11 protein-coding genes, 2 tRNA genes and 1 pseudogene are annotated in these 16,296 nt (G+C 42.3%); 10 read left to right on the top strand and 4 right to left on the bottom strand.

Annotation, left to right across the window (positions count from 1 at the left end; translation table 11 throughout):
* Position 1 precedes the first annotated feature (1 nt).
* On the top strand, positions 2-1,903 hold the full coding sequence (gene mutL / locus BXY_RS22730) for a DNA mismatch repair endonuclease MutL (protein WP_015533040.1): 1,902 nt from the start codon (positions 2-4) through the stop codon (positions 1,901-1,903).
* A 103-nt stretch (positions 1,904-2,006) separates the two neighbouring features.
* Positions 2,007-3,194 carry an OmpA family protein gene (locus BXY_RS22735; protein WP_015533041.1) on the top strand — a complete coding sequence of 396 codons (1,188 nt, stop codon included), beginning with the start codon at positions 2,007-2,009 and terminating at the stop codon, positions 3,192-3,194.
* A gap of 167 nt (positions 3,195-3,361) precedes the next feature.
* Here BXY_RS22735 and BXY_RS22740 read toward each other — a convergent pair whose 3' ends face one another.
* The 3 genes from BXY_RS22740 to BXY_RS22750 form a co-directional block, all read right to left on the bottom strand.
* Entirely contained in the window at positions 3,362-3,574 is a 213-nt protein-coding gene (locus tag BXY_RS22740) for a hypothetical protein (protein ID WP_008641851.1), read from the bottom strand.
* Between the two features lie 195 nt (positions 3,575-3,769).
* Entirely contained in the window at positions 3,770-4,471 is a 702-nt protein-coding gene (locus BXY_RS22745; protein WP_015533042.1) for a hypothetical protein, read from the bottom strand.
* A 37-nt stretch (positions 4,472-4,508) separates the two neighbouring features.
* Positions 4,509-4,967, bottom strand: coding sequence for a hypothetical protein (locus BXY_RS22750; RefSeq protein ID WP_015533043.1), 459 nt, complete (start codon positions 4,965-4,967; stop codon positions 4,509-4,511).
* A 281-nt stretch (positions 4,968-5,248) separates the two neighbouring features.
* Here BXY_RS22750 and BXY_RS22755 point away from each other — a divergent pair, with 281 nt between their 5' ends.
* Positions 5,249-7,663 (top strand): DUF2339 domain-containing protein, encoded by a 2,415-nt coding sequence (locus BXY_RS22755; RefSeq protein WP_015533044.1) that lies wholly within the window; start codon positions 5,249-5,251, stop codon positions 7,661-7,663.
* Positions 7,664-7,757: 94 nt separating this feature from the next.
* Here the strand turns inward: BXY_RS22755 and trpS are convergent, their stop codons facing one another.
* The gene (gene trpS / locus BXY_RS22760; RefSeq protein ID WP_004314379.1) at positions 7,758-8,852 is read right to left on the bottom strand and encodes a tryptophan--tRNA ligase; all 1,095 of its coding nucleotides are present in this window, start codon (positions 8,850-8,852) and stop codon (positions 7,758-7,760) included.
* Positions 8,853-9,278: 426 nt separating this feature from the next.
* On the opposite strand from trpS, the gene carB reads away from it, so the two are divergent.
* From carB to BXY_RS23715, 7 genes and pseudogenes are all read left to right on the top strand, one after another.
* Positions 9,279-12,500: a carbamoyl-phosphate synthase (glutamine-hydrolyzing) large subunit gene (gene carB / locus BXY_RS22765; protein ID WP_004314378.1), complete on the top strand. Its 3,222-nt coding sequence runs from the start codon at positions 9,279-9,281 to the stop codon at positions 12,498-12,500.
* Positions 12,501-12,743: 243 nt separating this feature from the next.
* Positions 12,744-13,517 (top strand): peroxide stress protein YaaA, encoded by a 774-nt coding sequence (gene yaaA / locus BXY_RS22770; protein ID WP_008641863.1) that lies wholly within the window; start codon positions 12,744-12,746, stop codon positions 13,515-13,517.
* A gap of 3 nt (positions 13,518-13,520) precedes the next feature.
* A complete protein-coding gene (locus BXY_RS22775) occupies positions 13,521-14,075 on the top strand; it encodes a sugar O-acetyltransferase (RefSeq protein ID WP_008641864.1) in 555 nt (184 codons plus the stop codon).
* Positions 14,076-14,387: 312 nt separating this feature from the next.
* Positions 14,388-14,462 (top strand) — tRNA-Val (locus tag BXY_RS22780).
* 34 nt (positions 14,463-14,496) lie between these two features.
* Positions 14,497-14,571: transfer RNA gene (locus BXY_RS22785), tRNA-Val, on the top strand.
* A 142-nt stretch (positions 14,572-14,713) separates the two neighbouring features.
* Entirely contained in the window at positions 14,714-16,060 is a 1,347-nt protein-coding gene (gene purB / locus BXY_RS22790; RefSeq protein WP_008020410.1) for an adenylosuccinate lyase, read from the top strand.
* Between the two features lie 74 nt (positions 16,061-16,134).
* Positions 16,135-16,296: pseudogene (locus BXY_RS23715) on the top strand (pseudouridine synthase); the annotation flags it as partial.

The raw sequence follows: 16,296 nt of genomic DNA on the forward strand, positions 1-16,296 counted from the left end.
AATGAGCGATATAATTCATTTGTTACCTGATTCGGTAGCTAACCAGATTGCTGCCGGTGAAGTGATACAACGTCCCGCGTCTGTCATCAAGGAGCTAGTGGAGAATGCGATTGATGCAGATGCACAAAATATACATGTATTGGTGACTGATGCAGGTAAAACCAGCATTCAGGTGATTGATGATGGAAAAGGAATGTCCGAAACGGATGCCCGTCTTTCTTTTGAGCGACATGCCACTTCTAAGATACGTCAAGCGGCGGATCTGTTTGCTTTGCGTACAATGGGATTTCGCGGAGAGGCATTGGCTTCTATCGCTGCTGTGGCACAGGTAGAGTTAAAGACACGTCCGGAATCGGAAGAGTTGGGCACGAAGCTGGTGATTGCAGGCTCTCAAGTGGAAAGCCAAGAGGCTGTGTCCTGTTCTAAAGGAAGTAACTTCTCTGTAAAGAACCTATTCTTTAATGTACCTGCCCGTCGTAAATTTCTAAAGGCTAATTCAACGGAATTGAGTAACATCCTTGCCGAATTTGAACGGATCGCTTTGGTGCATCCGGAGGTTGCCTTTTCGCTTTATAGTAATGATTCGGAGTTATTCAATCTTCCAGTATCACAATTACGCCAACGTATCCTTGCTATTTTCGGTAAGAAGCTCAATCAGCAGTTACTGAACATAGAGGTCAATACTACCATGGTGAAAATCTCCGGATACGTAGCCAAGCCGGAGACTGCCCGTAAGAAAGGGGCACATCAGTATTTCTTTGTCAACGGGCGTTATATGCGTCATCCTTATTTTCATAAGGCAGTCATGGAGGCTTATGAACAGTTGATTCCCACCGGTGAACAGATTTCCTACTTTATCTATTTCGATGTAGATCCGGCTAATATTGACGTGAATATCCATCCGACAAAGACTGAAATCAAGTTTGAAAATGAACAGGCCATTTGGCAGATACTTTCAGCATCCGTGAAGGAGTCGTTGGGTAAATTCAGTGCGATCCCTTCTATTGATTTTGATACGGAAGACATGCCTGACATTCCGGCATTTGAGGAGAAAATGTCTTCCGAGCCTCCGAAGATACATTATAATACAGATTATAATCCGTTTAAAGTTTCTGCCGGTGGCGGTGGTGGCGGATCGTACAGCCGTTCGAAAGTGGAATGGGAAGATTTGTACGGAGGGCTGACGAAAGCCAGTAAGATGAATAACCCGCAACCGGAACCAGAAATGGATTGGGAAGACTCTTCTATTGGCGGCGAACCCGCTTTCGTTGAAGAAAAGATGGAGACGGTCACCTCTGCCGCTTCTTCTACTTTGTATGCCAGTGAACCGGTGATAGAGAAAGGAAATCAGCATTTGCAGTTTAAAGGGCGGTTTATCCTGACTTCAGTTAAATCCGGTTTGATGCTAATCGATCAGCACCGGGCACACATACGGGTGCTTTTTGATCGTTATATGGTACAGATCCAACAAAAACAGGGGGTATCACAAGGCGTCCTGTTCCCGGAAATCTTACAGTTGCCGGCTTCGGAAGCAGCTGTACTGCAAAGTATTATGGATGATTTGTCTGCAGTCGGTTTCGATTTGAGTAATCTGGGAGGTGGTAGCTATGCCATTAATGGTATTCCTTCGGGGATTGAAGGTCTGAATCCGGTGGAACTGGTGCGTAATATGCTGCATACGGCAATGGAAAAAGGAAGTGACGTCAAGGAAGAAATTCAAAGTATTCTGGCATTAACATTGGCTCGCGCGGCGGCTATTGTTTACGGACAGGTGTTGAGTAATGAAGAAATGGTAAGCCTTGTAGACAACCTTTTTGCCTGTCCCTCACCGAATTACACCCCTGATGGGAAAACTGTTTTGACAACAATCAAGGAGGAAGACATCGAAAGATTATTCAAATAAAACAAATAATTTCATCTTTTTCTAAAACCTTTTAGTTCAGTTCGTGTTATTTAAATAGTTCAACAAAGAAAAAGATTTAAATAACCACTTAACTATTAGGTATATGAAAAAGATTCTGATGTTGCTGGCATTTGCCGGCGTTGCGTCTGTCGCTTCTGCGCAGCAGACAATGACTGTAACTGAATACGAAGTGATTCAGGTACAAGATAAATATCAAGTAATAACTAATCCTTTCTGGAGTAACTGGTTCTTCTCTGTAGGAGGCGGCGCCCAGGTGCTATATGGAAACAATGACCATATCGGCAAATTCAGAGACCGTGTTGCTCCTACATTTAACGTGTCTGTCGGCAAATGGGTAACTCCGGGATTCGGGCTGCGTTTGCAATACAGCGGATTGCAGGCAAAAGGATTCACTACCAGCGAAACTGCTAATTATGTAGTGGGTGGCCCGAGAGAAGACGGTTCTTACAAACAAAGATGGGACTACATGAACTTGCACGGTGATTTGATGATTAACCTGAACGCACTTTTCGGTGGATACAATCCGAACCGCGTATATGAAATTATCCCTTATATAGGTGCCGGTTGGGCTCATGCTTATTCTCGTCCTCACACTAACTCCGCTACTTTCAATGCAGGTATTATCAACCGCTTCCGTTTGTCGAATGCTGTTGACTTGAATCTGGAGTTGAGCGCAACAGGGCTGGAAGGCAAGTTTGACGGAGAACATGGAGGTAAACCCGATTATGACGGTATCTTAGGTGCTACCCTCGGTGTGACTTATTACTTCCCTACCCGCGGATTCCAACGTCCTACTCCACAGATTATCTCTGAACTCGAATTGAATCAGATGCGTAATCAGATGAATGCAATGGCAGCAGCTAATATGCAATTGCAACAACAGTTGGCAAATGCACAACAACCAGTAGAAGTAGAAGATACTGAAGAAGTTGTTATCACAGATACTAACATTGCTCCGCGTACCGTATTCTTCAAGATCGGTTCTGATAAATTATCTCCGCAAGAAGAAATGAACTTGTCATATCTTGCCAGCAAGATAAAAGAATCTCCGAATGCTACATACACAATCAACGGATATGCTGACTCTGCAACCGGTACTCCTGCTTTCAATCAGAAGTTAAGTTTGGAACGTGCACAGGTTGTTAAAGACTTGTTGGTTAAGAAGTATGGCATCTCTGCCGATAGACTGAAAGTTGCAGCCGGTGGTGGTGTTGACAAATTCGGTCAACCGATTCTGAACCGTGTAGTATTGGTAGAATCTGCACAGTAATAAAAAGTAAAAAAGCGATTTCAGCATTCAGCGATTCTCTGTAATCGCTTGCTGGAAAGAGATAGCGGCTGAAAGCGAACCTTGAAAAGAGAGGTTCATGCTTTCAGCCGCCTTTTTTATATCTGTTATTTTGGGGTATCTCCTCTGGTATTTTATTTTGTTTTAGTTTATTTGACAGGCTGATAATCTCTGGACTTTCCATAAAATCCTGGGGCCGGCACATAAATAGGTTGACTGGGAATGCCGATATTCTGCAGCTTGCCTTCCTGACGGAGTCGGCGAATATGAATCATGGCTGTGGAACGTACCATCCCCGTGATGCCTTGAAAGTCGGAACGTTGCATAATCTGATGATCGCTGAAATACTCTTTTAGCCGCATGTCTCAATCGGATTTGTAATCCGATTGCTTTGAGCATCAGGATTTTTAATCCGAACTATATATTAAAGTATAGGTGTATTGCGGATTATAAATCCTGATACTCGGAGAACGGCGGATTGCAAATCCGCCGGGACGCATAATGTTTGGTAACTAGCTAACCTTCCGCTGTTATTTTTTCTAAGTATATGTCCTTCTTTAGCTAAATATCGGCAATGAGACTTTCAAATTAGGATATTTGTCACCCAATTGTTTCAAGAAGTCATTGCCAATGATAATATCCTGTATTGTTTCTTGTAGATCTGTCGGAATCTCCGGGATATTTGTAAATATCAGACAGGAGTAGATAATGAGTTCAACAGGTTTCTCGTCGGTTTGCAATGAAAGTTTGTATGCTTTCACGTTGTTTCCTCTGGCTTGTGCCTGTGCTTGTACTTGTCCCTCCATAGGAATTGCGATGAGACGGGAATTTTCAAGACGCGCCTGATTGAATACAAAATGATTGTCGATTTCTCCATCTGTGTCTGTATCGAATAGGTGCAGATTGTCTCCGCTCAATACCAGATATTTGGGAGTTTGTACGGTATTGAAACGTACAGTTCCTAAGGTGGCCATTCCTTTCAGCTTATCTTTCATTCCGTCTTTGAGTGCGGATGCTACACCATACTCATTGCTGGCATAGTTGAAAGCGTCAATTTTTTCTTCTCCCATAGCTTCTTTCAGGAAAGATAAATCAGAGTTTAAGCAGAGTTTTTTATACTGTTCTGCATTTGCAAATTCAGCTTTGAAATCGGTGTTGTTCACTACTTGTGCCTGTTTCGAGTTTTTGTTTTTCATGTAAAACCAGTATCCTAGATATAGAACAATGAAAATGACCGGAATAAAGGTGTAAATAGACATAGTTTGTACTTTTTAATGTTATTAATAATGGTTTGTTTTATACTTCCACGGGTTTCACTTCTTTTTTTTTTCCAGGAATACATCCCCAAATGATAAGGGCAATTATAAGAAGTCCGACAGCTTTACCGCCATAACGGGAATAGAAACCGATCTTGTTCAACTTCTCTCCATCCAAATTATTTTCTTTTAGGATGGTAGCCAGTTGTTCTTCCGTCAGTTCATAGTAAGTGTCTTCCTTTTCGCAATAGCCGACCAGGCGAGGCTCTTTCTCTATGTATAGAGGGAGAAGGTAAGCGATGTTGAACTCCTGATGGAAAGTTGCCAGATCAATGTAGTTTCCATCGTCTGTTTGGTACTCTTCGGTATCAGGCAAATCTGCTACTTTGGTTAATACTTCGCGGTCGCCGAAAGGGATTTTTAAACCACGTGCGGATACTGTTTGGCAAGATAAGAAAAGAATGCCGCCAAGTGCAAATAGAAATTTAAGGTGCTTCATGCTTCTTGTGTTTAAGTGAATAATTTGTGTGATTTTTATTGATATTGTGGCAAAGATAGGAAAAAGAAGAATAAAAGCCGTATAATTGTTTGGAATTTGTAAGCTCTATTCTTTTTTATAAAATGAGGAGATTTTTTTCCTGATTTAGAGGATTTGTATCCTGATTTATGCAATTGATGTAAAATTGCATTATTGGGATAATCCAAATAATTTAATAACAATTGATTGGAGCTATTAATAATTATCTATATTTGTGATATAGAACTCAAATCTGGAATATTATGGACGACTTTAATACTGTATATGCACTACTCGTTTTGGTTATGTTATTTATTTTATTGAGTAGGTTGGACAATCGCTTCGGAAAGATAGAGAAAGAGTTGAATGAGATCAAGAAACGGATGGAAGATTATCTCAAGGTTCAGCAAAATTCTGTTGCTGAAGCCTCCAAGCCGAAAGAGGAAATATCAGAAAAAGAAACAAAAGATATTCCTGTGATGCCTCAAGCGGCAGAGCATGTTACGGTAGTAAAGACCGGACAACGAGAAGAGGCTGTTCAGGAAAAACACGAACCGGTTGTTGAAGCAGTTGTCCGTGAGACATTGGAAAAGACGCCTGAAAAGACGCTTGAAACAAGAATGGAGGAAGTTTGCGTAGAGGCTGTTCGGAAGGAATCCGCTGAATCTTCGACTGTGCCAGTTGTACCGGTTACTCCGGTTGTTCCGGTTGCCCCGACTGTTCCGAAACAAAAGAAGCAGGTGAACTATGAAAAATTCATCGGTGAGAACCTTTTCGGGAAGATTGGTATCCTTATATTTGTAATCGGTGTAGGCTTCTTTGTAAAGTATGCCATTGATAAAAACTGGATTAATGAAACCTTCCGTACCGTGCTTGGTTTCTTGACGGGAACTGTATTGCTGGCTGTTGCCGAACGGTTGCAAAAGAAATACCGAACCTTCAGTTCGCTGCTTGCGGGTGGTGCTTTCGCTGTGTTCTATCTTACAGTTGCCATTGCTTTCCATTATTATCATATTTTCTCGCAGACTATGGCCTTTATCATTCTGATTGGTGTCACAGTGTTTATGTCTATTCTGTCTGTGGTATATAATCGGCGTGAGTTGGCTATCATTTCTCTTGTAGGAGGATTCCTTGCGCCATTCATAGTGAGTAGCGGGGAAGGAAGTTATTTGGTACTGTTCACTTACGTGAGCATATTAAACCTGGGTATGTTCGGACTTTCCATTTATAAAAAGTGGAGTGAACTTCCAATGATTTCATTTGTCTTTACTTGCCTGATAATGGGAATCTTTCTTTTGTTTAACTATACCTCTAGTTCTATGGTTATTTCGAACCATCTGTTTTGGTTTGCTACTCTGTTCTATTTTATCTTTCTACTTCCGGTGTTCTCTATCCTTCGTGGAGAGAATATGCGGACGATGAGCCGGGGATTAGTATTCGTCATTATAACGAATAATTTTATCTATTTGCTTTCAGGAGCCTTATTCTTGCAGAATATGGGATTGTCTTTCAAAGCAAGCGGCTTGTTGAGCCTGTTTATCGCTCTTGTTAATTTAGGACTGGTTCTTTGGTTGTGGAAGAATAGGAAGGAATATAAATTCCTCGTGCATACCACGTTGGGGCTTGTGCTGACATTTGTCTCCATTACAGTTCCGATTCAACTGGACGGAAACTATATAACCTTGCTTTGGGCATCGGAAATGGTATTGCTGTTGTGGCTCTATGTTAAGTCGAAAATTAGAGTATATGAGTATGCGGCTAAAGTCCTGGTAGGACTCACTTTCGTTTCTTACTTGATGGATGTGTATGGTGTGATGTTTGAACATCATTCCTTGGATACAATTTTTCTGAATAGTTCATTTGCCACCTCTTTGTTTGTGGGATTAGCGACAGGAGCATTTGCTTTATTAATGGAATATTATCATTCCTTCTTCTCTACGGCACGCCGGTTGAAATACAGCTTTTGGAATCCTTTTATGCTTATCGTCTCCGTAATCATACTTTATTATACATTTATGATGGAATTCAATTTGTATTTTGAAGGGGAGACGAGAAGCGGAGCTATGTTCTTGTTTACAGCCATATCCATTTCGAGTGTTTGCTATGCTTTCAGAAAACGATTCCCGATAACGAAACATCTCACTTCTTATATCTTGACTATTGGGGCAAACGTACTTGTATATATTATAAATATATGGGGCGACCAGAGAATATGGACTTCCCCTCCTGTTGTACTACCATGGCTGACAGCTGTGTTCGTAATAGCGAATTTGTATTATGTAGCACGTATGTACTATATATCAATCGGCATAAAATCCCGTTTCACCGTATATCTGAATATTCTTGCCACGCTCCTTTGGCTGACAATGGTACGCTCTTTCCTTTGGCAAGTAGGAGTGGACGATTTCAGTGCCGGGCTGTCACTCTCATTAAGCATTGCCGGGTTCGTCCAAATGGGGTTGGGCATGCGCCTGCATCAGAAACTACTCCGCATGGTGAGCCTTGCGACTTTCGGATTAGTCCTGCTCAAACTCGTCTTTGATGATTTATGGGCTATGCCGACCATTGGCAAGATTATTGTATTTATCATTCTGGGATTGATATTGCTGATACTTTCATTCCTTTATCAGAAACTAAAGGATGTGTTGTTCAAGAATGACGAGGAAGAAACAAACTGAATCTTTGAAAAATATCCGATAAGAAAGGCTGCCTGTTCTACAAAAGAAGGGCAGCCTTTACCTTATAATTATGTTTATTCCCAGACGAAATCTTTTACTCTTGCGAGAAACGTTTCACCTGCTCTTCGATTAATTCCTTATCATCAAAATAATTAATCTTCATCGCCTTCTTCACGTCAGCCAAAGTCTCGGCAGCCGCAGCCCTTGCCACTTCGCAGCCTTGCTGAAGCATCTCGTAGATAGCAGGGATATCCTTGCTGAACTCCTTGCGACGATTGCGAATCGGTTCCAAAGTCTCCTGCATGATGGAATTCAGGAAGCGTTTCACTTTTACGTCACCCAATCCGCCGCGTTGATAATGCGCTTTCAGTTCTGCCAGATTCGGATAATCCGGTAAATAACGTTCGAAATGTTCGGGGAGGCAGAAAGCATCTAGGTAAGTAAATACCGTATTACCTTCAATTTTTCCCGGATCTTGTACGCGGAGATGCCCCGGGTCGGTATACATACTCATGATTTTCTTTTGGATTTCTTCCGGTTCTTCCGAAAGGTAGATGCAGTTTCCGAGCGATTTACTCATTTTAGCTTTACCGTCAGTTCCCGGAAGACGCAGACAAGCTGCATTGTCCGGCAACAGGATTTCCGGTTCTACCAATGTCTCACCATATATATAGTTGAAACGGCGAACGATTTCGCGAGCCTGTTCGAGCATCGGTTCCTGGTCTTCACCCACAGGGACAGTCGTTGCGCGGAATGCTGTAATGTCTGCTGCCTGGCTGATGGGATAAGTGAAGAAACCTACGGGAATACTTGCTTCAAAGTTACGCATCTGGATTTCCGATTTCACGGTCGGGTTACGTTGCAGGCGGGATACGCTGACAAGATCCATATAATAGAAACTAAGTTCGCATAGTTCCGGTATTTGCGACTGGATGAAAATCGTAGCTTTAGTCGGATCAATACCACAAGCCAGATAATCAAGAGCAACTTCGATTACATTCTGACGCACCTTTTCCGGATTGTCTATATTGTCTGTCAATGCCTGTGAATCGGCAATGAAGATAAACATCTTACTATAATCACCTGCGTTTTGCAGGTCAACTCTGCGTTTCAACGAACCTACATAGTGACCGATATGAAGTCTTCCGGTAGGACGGTCGCCCGTCAATATGATTTTTTCTTTTCCCATATTTATTACCTTATTATATAATGGCGACAAAGATAAGGATAAAAACTGAAAGAAACATCAAAATGCAGTTACTTCATGATTTGTGCCTGCTTAAGATAAGAATGTAATCATTAAAAGCCAATGGAAAAACGACTGTTTCATTAACGCGGTAAATTATTTCAGTAAAAAAGTGAACATATCTTTTTGTCATGTGCAAAATATGTCGTTACTTTGCACAAATTTTGAAGTCAACAATGAATCAACAGGAAATTAGAAGCAAGTATTATTTACATTCGGATGTTTTGCACCCGGAAACGGCAGGCTTCTTCTTTTATTTCCAAAAACGATATTTTAGTTCTTTGGTAATGCGTTAATCCTTTTTTGAGGGTAACGCATTTTTTTTATGAACGAACTTAGAAATAACAACTTATTATAACAACAAAAGAAATGGAAAAGGAAATCAAGAAAGTTCTCGTTTTGGGTTCTGGAGCACTCAAAATCGGACAAGCCGGAGAGTTCGACTACTCAGGCTCACAAGCACTGAAAGCTTTGAAAGAAGAAGGTATCAGCTCAGTATTGGTAAACCCGAACATCGCAACCATTCAGACTTCTGAAGGTATTGCCGATAAAGTGTATTTCCTTCCCGTGAATACTTATTTCGTAGAAGAAATTATCAAAAAAGAACGTCCCGATGGTATCCTTTTGGCATTCGGCGGACAGACTGCATTGAACTGTGGTGCTGAACTTTACACACAAGGTGTTCTTGATAAGTATGGAGTAAAGGTACTTGGAACTTCGGTAGAAGCTATCATGTATACAGAAGACCGTGACCTGTTTGTGAAGAAGCTGGACGAGATAGAAATGAAAACTCCGGTCAGCCAGGCAGTAGAAAACATGGAAGATGCCATTGCTGCTGCACGCAGAATTGGTTATCCTGTCATGGTGCGTTCTGCTTATGCACTGGGTGGTCTTGGTAGCGGTATCTGTGCCAATGAAGAAGAATTCCTGAAATTGGCAGAGAGCTCATTTGCTTTCTCCAAACAAATTCTGGTAGAAGAGTCTTTGAAAGGCTGGAAAGAAATCGAATTTGAAGTGATCCGTGACGCTAACGACCATTGCTTCACAGTAGCCAGCATGGAAAACTTCGATCCGCTGGGTATTCATACCGGCGAATCAATTGTAGTAGCTCCGACCTGCTCGCTGGATGATAAAGAACTGGCTTTGTTGAAAGAACTTTCTACCAAATGTATCCGTCACCTCGGTATTGTGGGTGAATGTAACATTCAGTATGCTTTCAACTCTGAAACGGATGACTACCGTGTGATTGAAGTAAATGCCCGTTTGAGCCGTTCTTCTGCATTGGCTTCTAAGGCTACCGGTTATCCGTTGGCATTCGTAGCTGCTAAAGTGGCACTTGGTTACACACTTGACCAGATTGGTGAGATGGGAACTCCGAACTCTGCATACGTAGCTCCGCAACTTGACTACTATATCTGTAAAATCCCTCGTTGGGACTTGACGAAGTTTGCCGGTGTATCCCGTGAAATCGGTTCAAGCATGAAATCAGTAGGTGAAATCATGTCTATCGGTCGCTCTTTCGAAGAAATCATCCAGAAAGGCCTTCGTATGATCGGTCAGGGAATGCACGGTTTCGTAGGTAATGACGAACTGCACTTTGATGATCTTGATAAAGAACTTTCTCGCCCGACTGACTTGCGTGTTTTCGCTATCGCGCAAGCAATGGAAGAAGGGTATACCATCGAACGTATCCACGACCTGACAAAGATCGACCCATGGTTCCTTGGCAAACTGAAAAATATCGTAGACTACAAAGCGAAACTGTCTACCTATAATAAGGTGGAAGATATACCTGCCGATGTAATGCGTGAAGCTAAAGTGTTAGGTTTCTCTGACTTCCAGATTGCCCGTTTCGTACTGAATCCAACCGGAAACATGGAGAAAGAAAATCTGGCAGTGCGTGCTCATCGTAAATCTATGGGTATCCTCCCGGCTGTAAAACGTATTAATACAGTTGCTTCCGAACATCCGGAACTGACTAACTATCTGTATATGACTTATGCAGTGGAAGGCTACGATGTAAACTATTATAAGAATGAAAAATCAGTAGTTGTACTGGGGTCGGGTGCTTACCGTATCGGTAGCTCTGTAGAATTTGACTGGTGCTCGGTGAATGCAGTTCAGACTGCCCGCAAACTGGGTTACAAGTCTATCATGATTAACTACAACCCTGAAACGGTTTCTACTGACTATGATATGTGCGACCGTCTCTACTTCGACGAACTTTCGTTCGAACGTGTACTTGATGTAATCGACCTCGAACAACCTCGTGGTGTGATCGTCTCGGTAGGCGGACAAATCCCGAACAACCTGGCTATGAAACTTTACCGTCAGTCGGTTCCTGTATTGGGTACTTCTCCGATTTCTATCGACCGTGCTGAAAACCGTAACAAGTTCTCTGCTATGCTCGACCAACTGGGTATCGACCAACCGGCTTGGATGGAACTGACCAGTCTTGAAGAAGTGAAGGGATTTGTAGAAAAAGTAGGCTACCCGGTATTGGTTCGTCCTTCTTACGTCCTTTCAGGAGCAGCAATGAATGTTTGCTATGACGATGAAGAATTGGAGAACTTCCTGAAGATGGCTGCCGAAGTTTCTAAAGAATATCCGGTTGTTGTTTCCCAGTTCCTTGAAAATACGAAAGAGATTGAATTTGATGCCGTTGCACAGAATGGTGAAGTGGTAGAATACGCAATCTCCGAACACGTAGAGTTTGCGGGCGTTCACTCCGGTGATGCTACGTTGGTATTCCCGGCACAGAAGATTTACTTTGCAACAGCTCGTCGCATCAAGAAGATCAGCCGTCAGATTGCTAAAGAACTCAATATCTCCGGTCCGTTCAATATCCAGTTCCTGGCTCGTAACAACGAAGTGAAAGTAATCGAATGTAACTTGCGTGCTTCTCGTAGCTTCCCGTTTGTTTCTAAAGTTCTGAAACGTAACTTTATCGAAACTGCTACCCGCATCATGCTGGATGCTCCATACTCACGCCCGGATAAGTCGGCATTCGATATCGACTGGATTGGTGTAAAAGCTTCTCAATTCTCTTTCTCTCGTCTGCACAAGGCTGACCCGGTATTGGGCGTAGACATGTCTTCTACAGGTGAAGTGGGATGTATCGGTGACGATTTCTCTGAAGCATTGCTGAATTCAATGATTGCTACCGGATTCAAAATTCCTGAAAAAGCAGTGATGTTCTCTTCCGGTGCAATGAAGTCGAAAGTAGATTTGCTGGATGCCAGCCGTATGCTGTTCGCTAAGGGCTATCAGATTTACGCAACTGCCGGAACAGCAGCTTTCTTGAACGCTCACGGTGTAGAAACTACTCCGGTTTACTGGCCGGATGAAAAGCCGGGTGCAGAGAACAACGTCATGAAGATGATTGCTGACCATAAGTTTGATTTGATCGTTAATATTCCGAAGAATCACAGCAAGCGTGAGTTGACGAACGGTTATCGTATCCGTCGCGGTGCAATCGATCATAACATTCCGTTGATTACCAATGCTCGTTTGGCAAGCGCCTTTATTGAAGCATTCTGCGAATTGAAACTGAATGATATTCAGATTAAGAGCTGGCAGGAATATAAATAAAAACAGCTTTAGCTGTCTATTAGATAAGGAGAACTCTCTCTTTGGCTTGTCCAAAGAGGGAGTTTCTTTTTATTAGTAAATATAGCACATCAGAGTGTGTTCTATATAGGGAGTGTTTTTGTTATTAATAAATGATTAAAGTTAATTATTGGTTGAAACTAAGTAGAATCTGTCTATCCATCAGCAAGAGAAGCGATTTATTTTTTATTTTTGTTTCTTGAAAAGATAAAATCAGATAAAACAATGTTAGTACTTCTATCTTGTGCCAAGACTATGAGTGAGACTTCAAAGGTGAAAGTACCTTTGAAGACAGTTCCACGATTTCAAAAAGAAGCTTCCGGGATTGCTTTGCAGATGTCACAGTTTTCGGTGGATGAACTGGAACGCCTGTTGCGTATAAATGCTAGGATGGCGGTGGAGAATTATAAGCGTTATCAGGCTTTTCATGCAGAAGACACATCGGAACTGCCCGCTTTGCTGGCTTATACCGGAATTGTATTCAAGCGACTGAATGCAAAAGATTTCTCGAAAGAAGAATTTGAATATGCGCAGGAACATCTGCGGTTGACTTCTTTTTGTTATGGGTTGTTAAGGCCTTTAGATGTCATTCGTTCCTACCGCTTGGAAGGAGATGTAGTGTTGCCGGAACCGGGTAATCAGACCATGTTCTCTTATTGGAAATCCCGTCTGACGGATGTCTTCATCGAAGATATAAAGAAAGCGGGAGGCATACTCTGCAATCTGGCCAGCGACGAGATGAAAAGTTTGTTCGATTGGAAACGTGTGGAGAGAGAAGTGCGTGTCGTTACTCCCGAATTTCAGGTGTGGAAGAACGGGAAATTAGCTTCGATAGTGATCTATATCAAGATGTCCCGTGGTGAAATGACGCGGTTCATTCTGAAGAACAGAATCGAAAATCCGGAGGGTTTGAAAAGCTTCTCCTGGGAAGGATTCGAATTTAACGAATCTCTTTCGGATGAAAAGAAGTTTGTATTTACTAACGGTAAAGAAATATAAAGTATGACGGAAGTAGAAAAGATGCGTAGTAGCCAGTTGGCTGATATGGCTGCGCCGGAATTGCAGGTGCGTTTTGAACATGCCAAGAAGCTGCTGGCGCGTATGCGGGGAATGAGCACTTATGATGCGGGGTATCGGGAATTATTGGAAGAACTGGTACCGGAGATTCCTGAAACTTCAATAATCTGCCCGCCTTTCCATTGCGATCATGGAGACGGAATCAAATTGGGTGAACATGTATTTGTGAATGCCAATTGCACTTTCTTGGATGGAGGATATATTACGATAGGCGCCCATACGCTGGTTGGACCTTGTGTGCAGATTTATACGCCGCATCATCCGATGGATTATCTGGAAAGAAGAGGCTCTAAGGAATATGCTTATCCGGTGACGATTGGCGAAGACTGCTGGATTGGTGGCGGTGCTATTATCTGTCCCGGCGTGACGATTGGCAATCGCTGTGTGATAGGGGCGGGGAGCGTTGTGACGAAAGATATTCCCGACGACAGTGTGGCAGTCGGGAATCCGGCACGTGTTGTTCGCAAACAGGTTGTTTAACGTTTGACTGGGAAAGTTATTTCCCGGATTTAAGCGTTCCTGCGTTACTATCTTTATTGGGAATTCGTTTTCCTGCAGATTCTATTTTAATTATTAATGATAGAAAAAGAGGCGCGACTATCTTTATTTTGTTCTGTTTATTAGATGAACCGGAAGAAGTGAAAGTGGCAAGAAAAAAGTTTTTATTATTATTTGCTGATAATCAGAGTGTTTCTTTATTTGATGAAAACTTTCTTGAAAAATAATACATGAAATGTTTGCAGAATTCAAAAAATGCCGTACCTTTGCATCGCTTTTGAAACGGAAGTGTACGGGCGTTTAGCTCAGCTGGTTCAGAGCATCTGCCTTACAAGCAGAGGGTCGGCGGTTCGAATCCGTCAACGCCCACACTAAAAACGAAACACTTCCGGCTCATTAACAAGGGCGTTTAGCTCAGCTGGTTCAGAGCATCTGCCTTACAAGCAGAGGGTCGGCGGTTCGAATCCGTCAACGCCCACGCCAAAAAGGAAGTCTTACGAAGAAATTCGTGAGACTTTTTTTATTTCTTACCTCTTTTATACAAACTTTCTTTCTCCTTTTATCTTATAACTCAGGAAAAAGAGTTAATTTTGCAGTCTGATAATTATCTAAGAAAACGTATGGAACTTGATGTATTAACGGCCATATCTCCGATTGATGGTCGATATAGAGGCAAAACTAAAGCTTTGGCAGCTTATTTCTCTGAATTTGCACTGATTAAATACCGTGTACAGGTAGAGGTGGAGTATTTTATCACCTTGTGCGAACTTCCTTTGCCGCAATTGAAAGGAATCGATAGTAGTGTGTTTGAAACTTTACGGAATATCTACCGTAACTTCTCCGAAGCAGACGCACAACGCATTAAAGATATCGAAAGTGTAACTAACCACGATGTGAAAGCCGTAGAATACTTCCTGAAAGAAGAATTTGACAAGATGGGTGGAATGGATGATTATAAAGAGTTTATCCACTTCGGACTGACTTCTCAGGATATTAACAATACGTCTGTTCCTCTTTCTATCAAAGAGGCATTGGATCAGGTTTATTACCCGTTGATTGAAGAGCTGATTGCACAGTTGAAAACCTATGCGACAGAATGGGCTAACATTCCGATGCTTGCCAAAACTCACGGTCAGCCGGCTTCTCCTACCCGTCTGGGTAAAGAAGTGATGGTATTTGTTTACCGTCTCGAACGTCAGTTGGCTATGTTGAAAGCATGTCCGCTTACCGCTAAGTTTGGCGGTGCTACCGGAAACTACAATGCGCATCACGTGGCTTATCCTCAATATGACTGGAAACAATTCGGCAATCGGTTTGTTGCAGAAAAACTGGGACTGGAACGCGAAGAATATACAACGCAGATTTCGAACTATGATAACCTCTCTGCTGTTTTTGATGCTATGAAGCGTATCAATACCATCATGGTGGATATGAATCGTGACTTCTGGCAGTACATCTCTATGGAGTACTTCAAGCAGAAGATCAAAGCTGGAGAAGTAGGCTCGAGCGCTATGCCGCATAAAGTGAATCCGATTGACTTTGAAAATGCAGAAGGTAACCTGGGCATAGCAACGTCTATTCTGGAACATTTGGCTGTGAAGCTTCCTGTTTCCCGTTTGCAGCGTGACTTGACAGACTCAACAGTGTTGCGTAATGTCGGTGTACCTTTCGGTCATATCGTGATTGCCATCCAGAGCTCTTTGAAGGGATTGCGCAAACTGTTATTGAACGAACCGGCTATTTATCGTGATTTGGATAATTGTTGGAGTGTAGTGGCAGAAGCTATTCAGACCATCCTGCGCCGTGAGGCTTATCCGCATCCGTATGAAGCTTTGAAAGCGTTAACCCGCACCAACCAAGCTATTACAGAAAGTTCTATTAAAGAGTTTATCGAAGAATTGAATGTAAGCGAAGATATTAAAAAAGAGTTAAGAGCAATCACTCCCCATACATATACGGGGCTTTAATTGTTTACTTATATAATAAACGTGTTTTTTAAATAGGCCGTGAGGCCAAAGTCTAATTTTATTCGAATAAAAAAATGAGCACAGAAAACGAAGAATGGCGCGAAAATTCTTTCAATGAAGAGAATACAGGTGCCGGCCGTGATGGTAACAGGTCTTACAACAGAGAAGGTGGAGAACGTCCGTATCGCCCTTCTTACAACCGTGAAGGCGGGGATCGTCCGTATCGCCCGCGATTT

This window comes from Bacteroides xylanisolvens XB1A (assembly GCF_000210075.1).
Classification (GTDB): Bacteria; Bacteroidota; Bacteroidia; order Bacteroidales; family Bacteroidaceae; genus Bacteroides; species Bacteroides xylanisolvens.